At 62.9% G+C, this 11,093-nt stretch carries 14 protein-coding genes, 1 tRNA gene and 1 pseudogene; 9 read left to right on the plus strand and 7 right to left on the minus strand.

Annotated elements, in window-relative coordinates; genetic code table 11:
- Positions 1 to 4 precede the first annotated feature (4 nt).
- A complete protein-coding gene (locus KAK09_RS08555) occupies positions 5 to 361 on the minus strand; it encodes a hypothetical protein (protein ID WP_210878507.1) in 357 nt (118 codons plus the stop codon).
- Between the two features lie 207 nt (positions 362 to 568).
- Here KAK09_RS08555 and KAK09_RS08560 point away from each other — a divergent pair, with 207 nt between their 5' ends.
- Both KAK09_RS08560 and KAK09_RS08565 read left to right on the plus strand, forming a co-directional pair.
- Positions 569 to 790, plus strand: coding sequence for a hypothetical protein (locus KAK09_RS08560; RefSeq protein ID WP_247651130.1), 222 nt, complete (start codon positions 569 to 571; stop codon positions 788 to 790).
- Positions 791 to 845: 55 nt separating this feature from the next.
- Positions 846 to 1,520: a winged helix-turn-helix domain-containing protein gene (locus KAK09_RS08565; protein WP_210878537.1), complete on the plus strand. Its 675-nt coding sequence runs from the start codon at positions 846 to 848 to the stop codon at positions 1,518 to 1,520.
- A gap of 6 nt (positions 1,521 to 1,526) precedes the next feature.
- On the opposite strand, the gene KAK09_RS08570 is transcribed toward KAK09_RS08565, so the two are convergent.
- Together KAK09_RS08570 and KAK09_RS08575 are read right to left on the minus strand one after the other, a co-directional pair.
- Entirely contained in the window at positions 1,527 to 2,303 is a 777-nt protein-coding gene (locus KAK09_RS08570) for a 2OG-Fe(II) oxygenase (RefSeq protein ID WP_210878508.1), read from the minus strand.
- A 26-nt stretch (positions 2,304 to 2,329) separates the two neighbouring features.
- Complete coding sequence (locus KAK09_RS08575) at positions 2,330 to 3,280, minus strand: FkbM family methyltransferase (RefSeq protein WP_210878509.1); 951 nt, start codon at positions 3,278 to 3,280, stop codon at positions 2,330 to 2,332.
- Between the two features lie 99 nt (positions 3,281 to 3,379).
- Here KAK09_RS08575 and KAK09_RS08580 point away from each other — a divergent pair, with 99 nt between their 5' ends.
- The gene (locus tag KAK09_RS08580) at positions 3,380 to 5,008 is read left to right on the plus strand and encodes an AMP-binding protein (protein ID WP_210878510.1); all 1,629 of its coding nucleotides are present in this window, start codon (positions 3,380 to 3,382) and stop codon (positions 5,006 to 5,008) included.
- A gap of 145 nt (positions 5,009 to 5,153) precedes the next feature.
- Here KAK09_RS08580 and KAK09_RS08585 read toward each other — a convergent pair whose 3' ends face one another.
- A complete protein-coding gene (locus KAK09_RS08585; RefSeq protein ID WP_210878511.1) occupies positions 5,154 to 6,188 on the minus strand; it encodes a M48 family metalloprotease in 1,035 nt (344 codons plus the stop codon).
- Between the two features lie 111 nt (positions 6,189 to 6,299).
- Between KAK09_RS08585 and KAK09_RS08590 the strand changes: the two genes are divergently transcribed.
- The 6 genes from KAK09_RS08590 to KAK09_RS08615 all read left to right on the plus strand — a co-directional run bounded on the left by KAK09_RS08590 (position 6,300) and on the right by KAK09_RS08615 (position 9,422).
- A complete protein-coding gene (locus KAK09_RS08590) occupies positions 6,300 to 7,184 on the plus strand; it encodes a carbon-nitrogen hydrolase family protein (RefSeq protein ID WP_210878512.1) in 885 nt (294 codons plus the stop codon).
- An 82-nt stretch (positions 7,185 to 7,266) separates the two neighbouring features.
- Entirely contained in the window at positions 7,267 to 7,485 is a 219-nt protein-coding gene (infA, locus tag KAK09_RS08595; protein ID WP_005978431.1) for a translation initiation factor IF-1, read from the plus strand.
- Positions 7,486 to 7,495: 10 nt separating this feature from the next.
- On the plus strand, positions 7,496 to 8,074 hold the full coding sequence (locus KAK09_RS08600; RefSeq protein ID WP_210878513.1) for a Maf family protein: 579 nt from the start codon (positions 7,496 to 7,498) through the stop codon (positions 8,072 to 8,074).
- Positions 8,071 to 9,090 carry a ribonuclease E/G gene (locus KAK09_RS08605; protein ID WP_210878514.1) on the plus strand — a complete coding sequence of 340 codons (1,020 nt, stop codon included), beginning with the start codon at positions 8,071 to 8,073 and terminating at the stop codon, positions 9,088 to 9,090. The genes KAK09_RS08600 and KAK09_RS08605 overlap by 4 nt, the downstream gene beginning before the upstream one ends.
- Positions 9,087 to 9,269 (plus strand): DNA gyrase inhibitor YacG, encoded by a 183-nt coding sequence (locus tag KAK09_RS08610; protein ID WP_210878515.1) that lies wholly within the window; start codon positions 9,087 to 9,089, stop codon positions 9,267 to 9,269. The genes KAK09_RS08605 and KAK09_RS08610 overlap by 4 nt, the downstream gene beginning before the upstream one ends.
- A 78-nt stretch (positions 9,270 to 9,347) precedes the next feature.
- Positions 9,348 to 9,422: transfer RNA gene (locus KAK09_RS08615), tRNA-Phe, on the plus strand.
- Between the two features lie 158 nt (positions 9,423 to 9,580).
- On the opposite strand, the pseudogene KAK09_RS08620 reads toward KAK09_RS08615, so the two are convergent.
- The 3 genes and pseudogenes from KAK09_RS08620 to KAK09_RS08630 form a co-directional block, all read right to left on the minus strand.
- Positions 9,581 to 9,844, minus strand: a pseudogene (locus KAK09_RS08620) (transposase); the annotation flags it as partial.
- 108 nt (positions 9,845 to 9,952) lie between these two features.
- Positions 9,953 to 10,555 carry an alpha-ketoglutarate-dependent dioxygenase AlkB gene (locus KAK09_RS08625; RefSeq protein WP_210878516.1) on the minus strand — a complete coding sequence of 201 codons (603 nt, stop codon included), beginning with the start codon at positions 10,553 to 10,555 and terminating at the stop codon, positions 9,953 to 9,955.
- Entirely contained in the window at positions 10,515 to 10,994 is a 480-nt protein-coding gene (locus KAK09_RS08630; RefSeq protein WP_210878517.1) for a Rossmann-like fold-containing protein, read from the minus strand. The genes KAK09_RS08625 and KAK09_RS08630 overlap by 41 nt, the downstream gene beginning before the upstream one ends.
- Positions 10,995 to 11,093: the final 99 nt, after the last annotated feature.

Genomic DNA, 11,093 nt, shown 5'->3' on the forward strand with positions numbered 1-11,093 from the left:
CGGATCACCTGCGGTGATGGCTGGACCGCCCACCCGCATACCCATAGCTACGCGGGCCGTAATAGGGACGATATGCGAGGCCGCGATGCGAACGATAGCCGTGATTGCGCTGGGCACGATAGCCGTATGCACGGGCATGAGGCGGCGGTGCATAGTAGCCGTGACCCCGATACTGGCCCCGCGAGACCTGGCCATGATGCTTCCTGTTCTTGTTTCGATCCGATGCGAGCGTGGCCCCCAGAATGGCACCGGTGACGATGGTGGCGGTATCGCCGCGATCGCGGGCCTGTGCCGGGACGGCGGAAAACCCGGTTGCGGCAATCGCGGCGGCGGCGACGAGGGCAATGAGCTTGCGTGTCATGTCGTGGTCCTTTCGGTTGCGTGCAGTCTCCTGAACAGCGCCGGTCCGCTTTGTGGCGGGGCTGTCCCGATAAAGCTGGGCACCCTCGCGAAGACAGGCAATAACGCCCCCATGATATCCGATAACGCCGCTTTTAAGGGTCATTTCGCGTCACGGGTTATTGAATAGCTGTGGGCCATGGCGCATCTTGCGGGCATGAAACGCCTCATGCGCCCCCTTTTCACGGCCGTTGCCCTCAGCTTTGCCGCGCAGGCGGCACAAGCTGCTTGCCAGGTTGAATACAAGGCCAAGCGCGACAAGCCGTTCGAGCTTTTCTATAACGTGACCACGGTCAACGCGCCCTGTTCGGCGGCCGAGGGGGCCTTGCGCGCGCAACTGGCGCGGCAGGGATTGACCCTGCTCAAGATCATGTCGAAAAAGGAAAAATAGACGTGATCGGCAAAGGAGGTAAACGGTGCGCGGTCTGACAGCTACAGCCGCGGAAATGCGCCGTTCCGGCAATCGCGTCGTGGTCATCGGCGTCGTCGCTATCGTCGCTATCCTCGCCCTCGCCGCCGTGTTCCTGTTCCTGACCCTGCCTGACGGCAATGCCTTCAATGCGCGGGTAGAGAGAATATTCATCGAGAACGATGCGCTGACCGGCGAGGGCGAGATCAAACTGCTGGAAATCCTCGCGCTCTCGGGCACGGCTTTCTCCGAAACACTTGTCAGTTACCGGATGGTCATGTTCGTTCTGCTGATCTTCGCCACCGCTCTGCTCGTGGCCTCGCTGGTGTTTCTGGTGATGTTGGTGGCGCTGAACAGACGCATGGCGCAGATCGAGCGCGCAGGCATTCAGGTGGCCTCGCTGCATATCAGCCGCGAGGAGAAGACCGTCTATCTCAACGATATGGCGTTCCGCCTGACCGATGCCGCCATCGAGACGCTGAGCATTCTGGCCGAGGCGCGGCTTGACGACGATGTGCTCAGCGGGGCCGAGATAGAGGCCATGATCTCTGGCCGCCGCCCCGAGGATTGCGAGGAGGCGGCCGGCGCCACGCGCATCAAGCGGCTGCGCGACGCGCTCGGCAATCAGCTTGTCAGCGAATTGCTGATCAAGAACATTGCCCGGCGCGGCTATGTTCTGGCGATCGACAAGGGCACGATCCGGGTCGAATAGCCCTGCTCAGTTCTTGGGTATCTCGATATTGATGGTCAGCGAGCGGCGGAACATGTCCGGGCGCGGGGCGGTGATGGGCTCGACGGCATGCCAGGAGTTGAAGGTCTTGACGAAGATCAGGCACTGGTTGGTGTCGAACTCGTAACAGTCGAGCCGTTCGACCTCGTCGAACTCCATGAACGCATTGCGCGCGTTGAAGCTGCGCGTATTGTCCTTGGGCCAGACCACCGTGGTGCCACCGCCATATTCGGGCTTCCATTCGCCCGGCTCGACCATCGCCACGACAAGGGTGATGAGCTTGGTGGGTGCGTCGGTATGGGGTCGGATGGAGCCGCCATTGCCCGGCATCATCGAGAATTCGAACCGCGAGCGCAATGGCACCTTGCGCCGGTCCAGAAGCGCTGCACCGCGCAGCATTTCGCCAAGCCGCAAGCCGATGCGCGGCGCAAAGTCGTTGGTCACGACCATCCGGCGTTGCAGGTCAAGGTCGACATGGCGCGCGGCCAGGAAATCGACCACGCTGCGGATGAATGCCTCGCTCTTGACCTCGGCGTGAAAGCGCGACCAGACCGGCGAGGACTTGATGAAATCGTGGTATTGCCGCGCGTTGTTCACCTCGGAGAGCGAATATTTGTGCCCCAGCTTGGGCATGTAGAGAAACCGCTCGGTCTCGGGCCATGTATCGAGCATCTCGCGGTAGAGATCGGACGCAAACACGCCCCGCGCGATGGCGATAGGGAACGGCTCGTAGCGGAATTCGGCAGTGTCGAAGCTGAACATCATTCTCGGAACCCTCCGGCGTTGATCGGTCAGGCGGCGCGCCCGTAGACTGCATTATGGGCGACGGACATCGGATCGGCCCCCTTGGCGATCTTGCGCTTGCCGATAAAAGTATGGTGGCGATCCGTCAGCCGATAGCCATGGCCCTGCATGATCGCGTCAAGCTCCGCCTCGTAGCGGTGGTTGACCTCGATCTGAACCGAGCGTGGCGGCGCGTCAGAGCCAAGCACCTGCGCCATGCCCGCAAGAATCAAAAGCTCGTTGCCGTCCACGTCGACCTTGATCACGTCGGGCGCGCGCACGATCCCCTCGGCCACAAGGTGATCGAGGGTAAAGGCGGCCTTGCACTCGCGCAGAACCGGCACAAAGGCCTTGTCATTGCCGTCGACGGTGCGGCCAAGCTGGCTCATGGACGAGCCCGAGACCGCCTCGCGGATGTTGAAATCGAAAAACCCGTTGCTGTCGCCAAGCGCCGCCGAGAAAACCTTCGCGCGCTCGGTCAGACCGTTGATCTGGATGTTCTGCATCAGGCTCATCACATTCGCCGGGTGCGGCTCGAACGACTGCACCTGGCCCGTCTCGCCGACGATGCCACCCGCGACCACAGAATAAAGCCCGACATTCGCGCCGATGTCGCAGAACGTGTCCCCGGGGCGCAACGTATCCCGAAGCCATTTGATCGTGCCTTCTTCTTTCTGGAACAGCGTCACCGCGCGCTTGAACTCGGTATAGCTGCGGCAGTCGAAGCGATAGGAGGTATCCCCCTCACGCACCTCGATCCGCATCCCGAGCCCCTGCGCGAGCGCAAAGCGAAGCCGGTAGAGACGGCTTGCGAGGTAGTTGGGGGCGCGCTTTCCAGAGACGATCATGACAGGGCCTTTCATGATCGGGGCAACCATTCCGAAAAGGATCGGCCCCGATGCCACTGTCGTCTCATAATCCCCCGGCTGGCAGGGGTAAAGTTGCTTTTTGTCGCGCATGGAACGCCGTTCGTGCCCGTGGCCTCGACCGTTTGCATTGATTCAGGCGGTCATTTGTCTATTCCTCATGGCAAGAGCGCGCAACAGGAGGAAAAACAGATGGGCTGGATGAAGGACGAAACTGGGCTGGAAAAATGCTCGGCCAATCATGTTGCGCTCACGCCGCTTTCGCATCTTCGACGCGCGGCGCATGTGTTTCCCGACCGGCTCGCCATTGTTTATCACGGACATCGCAAGACCTATGCGGAATATCACGCGCGCTGCTCGCAACTGGCCTCGGCGCTGGTGGGTATCGGCGTCGAGCCGGGCGATGTGGTGGCCACGATCCTGCCCAATATCCCCGCCCATTGCGAGGCGCATTTCGGCGTGCCGGCGGCGGGCGCGGTGCTCAACGCGATCAACACCCGGCTGGAGGCCGACACCATCGCCTATATCCTTGATCACGGAGAGGCGCGCGTGGTGCTGTGCGACACGCAGTTCCTGCCCACACTTGCCGCCGCGCTTGAGGTGATGGAGCGCCCCGCCCCCGCGATCATCGAGGTTCCCGATGACGAGGCCGGGGTCCATGCCCATTCCGATTACATGTGTTACGAGGATTTCCTTGCCACCGGCGATCCCGCTTTCGACTGGATCATGCCCCAGGATGAGTGGGAGAGCCTCGCGCTCAACTATACCTCCGGCACCACGGGACGGCCCAAGGGCGTGGTCTATCACCATCGCGGCGCGTATCTGATGACAATGGGTACGGTGGTCAGCTGGGAATTGCCGCGCTATCCGACCTATCTGACGATCGTGCCGCTTTTCCACTGCAACAACTGGAACCATGTCTGGCTCATGCCGGTTCTGGGCGGCGCTGTGGTGTGCTGCCGCGACATCACCGCCCGCGCCATCTATGACGCCATCGCCGATGAGGGGGTGACGCATTTCGGCGGCGCGCCCATCGTGCTCAACATGATCGTCAATGCCAAGGATGAGGACCGGCGCACCTTCGGGCACATCGTCGATGTGTTCACCGCCGGGGCGCCGCCCCCCGCCGCCACGCTTGCCGCGATCGAGCCGCTCGGCTTCCAGGTGACGCAGGTCTATGGTCTGACCGAGACCTATGGCCATGTCACCGAATGCCTGTGGAACGCCGAGTGGGACGCGCTGCCCGATGACGACCGCTATGCCATCAAGGCGCGCACCGGCATCCTCATGCCGATGATGGAGGCGATTACCGCGCTCGACCCCGAGACCATGGAACAGGTGCCGATGGATGGGGAATCCCTTGGTGAAATCATGATCCGGGGCAATTCGGTGATGAAGGGCTATCTCAAGAACCCGGAGGCGACCCAGGAGGCGTTTCGCGGCGGCTGGTTCCATTCCGGCGACATCGCGTTCCAGCATCCCGACGGCTATCTCAAGATAGCCGACCGGGCCAAGGACATCATCATATCGGGCGGCGAGAATATCAGCTCGGTCGAGGTGGAGGGGATGCTTATGCGCCACCCCGCCGTTCTGCTCTGCGCCGTTGTGGCCAAACCGGACGAGAAATGGGGTGAGGTGCCTTGCGCCTTTGTCGAGTTGAAGGACGGGGTCGAGGCGACCGAGGCCGATCTCATCGCCTTCGCCCGCGAACGCCTCGCCGGGTTCAAGGCACCCAAGGCGGTGGTGTTTCAGGTCTTGCCCAAGACATCGACCGGCAAGATCCAGAAATTCGAGCTGCGTCAGATTGCCAAGGGAATGTGAGTGGCGGGTTTTGTCGGGGCAAGCCGGGCGTTGATGCGAAAGCCGCTGCCTTCCGGACCTGATCAGGGGCCTGTGGTCGCGGGATGGCGACACGCTGGCCCAAAGGCCGGAGCCCGGCAACAAGCGCGAGAGAATCGCACTCCGGTCACCCCCCGCAAATCCCCTGTAATCGCAGCCAATCGCCATCGCTCAGCACAGGTGGAGGGGTAGTTTCGCGTGGGAAGGGGTCGGCCTCTATCAGCGCCAGCACCGACTCGCCGGTGATGTCTCGGGCATAGGCATAGGGTGTCGCGGGCACCTGCCAGCGGGCAAAACCCTCGAGAAGCGCCGCATCGGGCAGGGGGACGGGAGGGGCCTTGAGCAGCGTTTCGGCATAGGCGCGCAGGGCCTCGTCGCTGAGGTTGCCGGTGGCGAGAAGGCGCAGCACTTCCCAAAGCCCGACCTCGGTCAGAAGCCGGGCAAGCGGGTCGCGCCTCTCGGCGCGCAGATGCGCCGCGATGATATGGCCCGCCACCACATCCGCCGTGTCGTGATCCTCGACCAGATCGGCCCGGATCAGGATCGTGCCGCCGGGCAGGCGCAGCGCATCCCGTACGCCGCTGCGCACGACCATGAAATGCGGGCGCCCTGCCTGCGGCGGCAGGCGACGTTCCAGCGCGGCAAGCGCCGCAGCCCCACCCTGTGCGCGGCAGGCGGGGCCCGTCACCCGCTGCACATGAGCGAGAAGCGCCCGCCCGATCTCGGTGCGCTTGACAGCAGGCACTACGCGCAGCGCGTGATCGCGTGCCGCGCCGGGCAGCCACAAACCCACGACGAGAACCACCGCCAGCAGGCTGGCCAGAATCCCCGCCAGCCGGAGCCGTCCTGGGCGCGGCCTCTGGCGGTCGATTGCTGCGCGCAGCTTCTCGATCGCGGCGATCATTTCGGTTTCGCTTTCGGCAAGTTCCAGCACCTCGCCGGGGTCGCCGTCAGGGTGGTAGATTGCCGGAAACTTGCCAGGATTGGCCCGCGCGATGGCAGCGAGCGACCAATGTGCCTGCACCCTCTCGCGCGTATCGGTGATGGTCAGCGTCGCCTCGCCAACGGATACGATCACCTCTATTCGTTGCGCCTCGGCGTCAGGCCGCCAGAGGCCCGTCGCTTCGAGCCGCTGGTATTTCCGAAGTGCCGTTGTCGCCATGGGCTGCCCTGCCTCGTTATGCGTGACGATAGCACGGTTGCGCGAGAGGCGGCAATCGCTCGACGCGGGTTCCTCCTGCGGCTAGAAATGGCCCATACAAGGAGCGCCGCCATGAAGATCGCCACCGCCGCCTACCCCCTCGATACTTTCGACAGATGGGCGGACTATGCCGCGAAACTCTCGGATTGGGTGGTCGAGGCGGCACGCCTCGGCGCTGATCTGGCGGTCTTTCCCGAGTATGGAGCGATGGAACTGGCCACACTTCAAGGGTCCGAGGTGGCCGGCGATCTGGAACGTTCGCTCCATGCCGTCTCCACGGTCATGGACGATGTGGCCGACCTGCACGCCGATCTGGCCGTGCGCCATGGGCTTCACATTCTCGGGGCCTCGGCCCCGGTCTTTGATCCGGCCCTCGGCGCGCGCCCGGTCAACCGCGCGATCCTTTACACGCCCTCCGGTGCGCGCGCCCATCAGGACAAGCAGATCATGACGCGATTCGAGCGCGAGGAATGGCATGTCGTCCCCGGCGGGCCACTGCGTCTGTTCGATACCGTGCTCGGGAAAATCGGCATCCTGATCTGTTACGACAGCGAATTTCCCCTGCTCGGTCGGGCTCTGTCAGAGGCTGACCTGTTGCTCGTGCCTTCCTGCACCGAGGCGCTGACGGGTTATTGGCGGGTGCGCATCGGCACCATGGCCCGCGCGCTCGAGGCGCAATGCGTCGCTGTTCAGGCATCCACCGTGGGCGATGCGGCCTGGTCGCCCGCCGTCGATACCAATACCGGCATGGGCGGTATCTTTGGACCGCCCGACACCGGTTTTCCGGCCACGGGCGTGCTGGCCGAGGGTGCGCTCAACCGTCCCGGCTGGACCGTGGCGGAGGTGGACCTGACCCGCGTTGCCCATGTGCGCGCCGATGGGGTTGTGCTCAACCGCTGCCACTGGGAGGATCAGGCCGGGCGTGACGGTGCAATCACAGTTGAGCGCCTGCGCTGATTAGACCTTGAAAAAGCCCGGGAAGAAGCGCATTTAATCTCGCGTTCCGCATATCGGCGGAATGCGACTGCAAGGAGAGACCATGGCCAAGGAAGACACGCTCGAATTCCCCGGTGTCGTCAAGGAACTCCTGCCGAACGCGACATTCAGGGTCGAGCTTGAGAACGGCCATGAGATTATCGCGCACACGGCAGGAAAAATGCGCAAGAACCGAATCCGCGTTCTGGCGGGCGACAAGGTTCAGGTGGAAATGACACCTTACGATCTGACCAAGGGCCGGATCAACTATCGCTTCAAGTAAGCGCTGGATCATGCAACTGATCCTCGGATCGGGTAGCCCGCGCCGCCGCGAGCTTCTCGCACAGATCGGCGTTGTCCCGGATGCGATCCGCCCGCCCGAGATCGACGAGATCCCGCACAAGGCAGAGCTGCCCCGACCCTATTGCGTGCGCATGGCACGCGAGAAGGCGTGGGCCACCGAGGCCGGGCCCGATGACATCGTGCTTGCCGCCGATACCACCGTCGCCATGGGCCGTCGCATCCTTGGCAAGCCCGAGGATGCAGGCCAGGCAGCGCAGTTCCTCCACGCGCTCTCGGGCCGCCGTCACCGCGTCATCACCGCCGTCGCCCTGCGCCGAGGAGCGCAATTGTGGGAGCGCGACGTGCTCAGCGCGGTCAAGCTCAAGCGCCTCTCGGACGAGGAGATCAACGCCTATCTCGCCTCCGGCGAATGGCAGGGCAAGGCGGGCGGCTATGGCATTCAGGGCCTTGCCGGGGCCTTTGTGCCGTGGATTTCCGGCTCATTCACCGGCATTGTCGGCCTGCCGCTTGCCGAAACCGCAGGCCTTTTGCAGGCGGCGGGCTATCCGCTCTGGAAGGACCGGCCATGACCACAATCGCGCTTGATCATCTGGCGGGCCGCGAGGCGGCGGCGCTGCTTGTCGGCGGCAGGCTGGAGGATCTCCTGATCGACAGCCACACGCCCCGCCCCGGCACGATCTATCGCGCCATCGCCGACCGCCCGGTAAAGGGGCAGGGCGGCATGTTCCTGCGTTCGCCCGACGGTTCGGCCTTTCTGCGGCAGGTCAAGGGGCTTGCACCCGGCCAGTCACTTCTGGTGCAGGTCACGGGCCATGCCGAGCCGGGCAAGGCGTTCCCGGTCACGGCGCGCGTGCTGTTCAAGAGCCGCTATGCCATCGTTACCCCCGACGCGCCCGGCCTCAACATCTCCCGCGCCATCAAGGACGAGAAAGAGCGCCTGCGCCTGCACGAGATTGCCCATGAAGAGATGGGTGAGGGTGCCATGGGCCTGATTCTGCGCTCGGCCTGCGAAGGTGCGGCGGATGAGGCCATCGCCGAAGATATACGCGCCATGCGCGATCTGGCGCAGGTGGTTCTGGCCGATGCGGACGGGCGCAGCCCCGAAAAGCTGGTGGAGGGCGACGGGCCACACGGTCTTGCCTGGCGAGACTGGCCGGAGCCGGGTGAACTGGTCGAGGTGGCAGGCAGCTTTGCCACGCTTGGCGTGCTCGATGCGCTTGACGCGCTGCGCGGGCCGGAGGTGCGCCTTTCCGGCGGGGCCGTGGCCTATGTTGAGCCCACGCGCGCGCTGGTGGCGGTGGATGTGAACACCGGCACCGACACCAGCCCCGCCGCCGGTCTCAAGGCCAATCTGGCGCTCGCGCGCGAATTGCCCCGGCAATTGCGCTTGCGCGGCCTCGGTGGTCAGATCGCGCTCGACCTCGCGCCGATGCCCAAGAAGGATCGGCGCGTGTTCGAGGATGCGCTCCGCGCTGCCTTTCGCCGCGACGAGATCGAGACCGTGCTCGCGGGCTGGACGCCCCTTGGCAATTACGAGTTGCAGCGCAAACGCGCGCGCGCACCGCTGGCGGAGGTGTTGGCATGACCTGCCCGATCTGCGGCAAACCGGCCGAGGACCGCTATCGCCCGTTCTGTTCGCGCCGCTGCGCCGATATCGACCTCGGCAAATGGTTCACCGGTGACTATGCCGTGCCCTCTCGCGACCCCGAGGACATCGCCAAGGCCGCAGAAGCGGCGGAAAAAGAGGCGCAAAAACCGCACTGAAACAATGCAAACCCTCTGGACACCCCGCGCGCCCTCGCCTAAGACACGTCCACCCGAAGGCCATGGCCTTCACCCTATGCCCGGGTAGCTCAGGGGTAGAGCAGTGGATTGAAAATCCTCGTGTCGGTGGTTCGATTCCGCCCCCGGGCACCACTCAACAAGCTGAAATGGTTGGATTTTGTGATCATGCCTGGTCCTTGTTAGGGTCGGGTTTGACGCTTTTCGGGGACAGGTTTGACAATCTTCGCCCGCCTTGCATTCTCTTTTCCAGCGTCGCCATCGTCTCTCGGTTCTTGTCGGCAAGGTTCGCCCGCATCGTTGCCATCCTCATACCCTGCGGCAATCATCATGATCCGGAACCGGATGATGTCGTCCAGGCTATGGCGGGTCTTGCCGGGGTCACGCAAGTCCGTGAGGCATGGCGACAGAAGACCCGCCAGGTCGTGCCGGCGTTCGACTTCCCGCAAGAGCGTCAGACCGGCATCGGCGCTCATCTCCGCGCCATCGAAATTGAGCATGACGGGCTTGCCATTCACGGGTGACAAAACGGGCTTTTGGGAGGTAGACTGCATCATGGTGAGGGTGCCTGCCTTGGAAACTGGAGTTTTTGGCGTCGACAACCGAAAAATACAGAAATTCAAAAGGTTACGCTACCCTCACCACATCATCATGAATTATTCGGGTTAGGAGTTTTCAAACTTCATGGTTCGGAATGTTAGCGAAATACGTCGAGAACGGAGATACCTCCGCCCCTCAAACACATCCGTTTTCCGTCCAGGAATGGCATGGGTCCAAAAGTGGCGAGCATCTGCGCTCAGAACCAGCAGACTCGCAGGTTGGAGATGTAGCTCCATTTGCTGAGAATGGGCTTGGAAGGAAAACCGCATCACACAGGCCGAGAGAAGGCTCAGAGAGGCGATTGTCTCACCAAAGCAGGGTTGGCAGTCGATATGGGCAGAGATGCCCTGTCCGGGCTGATATTCGTTCACAATGACTTGGTCTGGAACAGCCTGAAAATGGCCATCAGCGGTTAAACGTTCCGCCAGCTCATGAAACAGCTCAGGCAGAGGACCGAGATAATCTTCCCGCCGGGCCTGCCGCGCTTTGTAGTCGTAGCGATAGCCGTAGTGCTGGACCCGCCGCTTCAGATCGGTGCGCCAGGGGGCCGCGTCGATCTCTTGGACGAGCCTGTCGGCTTCATCCTTAGGGATGTAGTTTTCCAGATAGGTCAGCCCGTCCGGCCATTCAGCTGGAAAAAACGAAAGTTGCGAAGGCGGTGTGGCCATCGGCGGCAGACTCCTCGTTAGCCGTGTTCTGGTGGGTATATCCAGGGTAATCTGTGGGGTCGAAAGTGTAGATCGCGGGAGCTGCAAAACCGGCCTTCCGAGCCGCCTCATCCATTTTGAACGCGCCCTCGTAGAACGGGCTGTCCACGGTCGAGATGACAACCAGACCGTCCGGCTTCAGATGGTTCCGAGCATTCTTGAGAAACCTTGTCACCAGGACATGGTTTGGATTTTGTCCGTAGCGTGGATCACGGGAAGCCACGTTTGGAAACTGGAAGATGATCGTTCGGAACTGGCGTTTCCCGATACTGTCAGCCAACCGCGTGGCATCCACGCCAGTTTTGACGCTGCATCCTAGGTTCAAAAGCTTTTTGGCATTTTCATAGGCGGTGTCCGTCAGCTCCTCCTCGGTGTCAACGCCGGAGTAAAATTGGGCCACGGGGCGGCGCAAAACTAGGCCACCTGGGGTTTCTGCGGGGCGCGCGTGGCGGGCGGCGGCCAGTCAGCCGCGCTCTCCATGTAGCTGGCGGGTGACTGG

The organism is Roseovarius autotrophicus, from assembly GCF_018069895.1.
Classification (GTDB): Bacteria; Pseudomonadota; Alphaproteobacteria; order Rhodobacterales; family Rhodobacteraceae; genus Roseovarius; species Roseovarius autotrophicus.

Coding starts and splice junctions, on each gene's coding strand:
- KAK09_RS08555 (WP_210878507.1), bottom strand. CDS start 361: ATGACACGCAAGCTCATTGCCCTCGTCGCCGCCGCCGCGATTGCCGCA.
- KAK09_RS08560 (WP_247651130.1), top strand. CDS start 569: ATGCGCCCCCTTTTCACGGCCGTTGCCCTCAGCTTTGCCGCGCAGGCG.
- KAK09_RS08565 (WP_210878537.1), top strand. CDS start 846: ATGCGCCGTTCCGGCAATCGCGTCGTGGTCATCGGCGTCGTCGCTATC.
- KAK09_RS08570 (WP_210878508.1), bottom strand. CDS start 2,303: ATGATGTTCAGCTTCGACACTGCCGAATTCCGCTACGAGCCGTTCCCT.
- KAK09_RS08575 (WP_210878509.1), bottom strand. CDS start 3,280: ATGCGCGACAAAAAGCAACTTTACCCCTGCCAGCCGGGGGATTATGAG.
- KAK09_RS08580 (WP_210878510.1), top strand. CDS start 3,380: ATGGGCTGGATGAAGGACGAAACTGGGCTGGAAAAATGCTCGGCCAAT.
- KAK09_RS08585 (WP_210878511.1), bottom strand. CDS start 6,188: ATGGCGACAACGGCACTTCGGAAATACCAGCGGCTCGAAGCGACGGGC.
- KAK09_RS08590 (WP_210878512.1), top strand. CDS start 6,300: ATGAAGATCGCCACCGCCGCCTACCCCCTCGATACTTTCGACAGATGG.
- infA (WP_005978431.1), top strand. CDS start 7,267: ATGGCCAAGGAAGACACGCTCGAATTCCCCGGTGTCGTCAAGGAACTC.
- KAK09_RS08600 (WP_210878513.1), top strand. CDS start 7,496: ATGCAACTGATCCTCGGATCGGGTAGCCCGCGCCGCCGCGAGCTTCTC.
- KAK09_RS08605 (WP_210878514.1), top strand. CDS start 8,071: ATGACCACAATCGCGCTTGATCATCTGGCGGGCCGCGAGGCGGCGGCG.
- KAK09_RS08610 (WP_210878515.1), top strand. CDS start 9,087: ATGACCTGCCCGATCTGCGGCAAACCGGCCGAGGACCGCTATCGCCCG.
- KAK09_RS08625 (WP_210878516.1), bottom strand. CDS start 10,555: ATGGCCACACCGCCTTCGCAACTTTCGTTTTTTCCAGCTGAATGGCCG.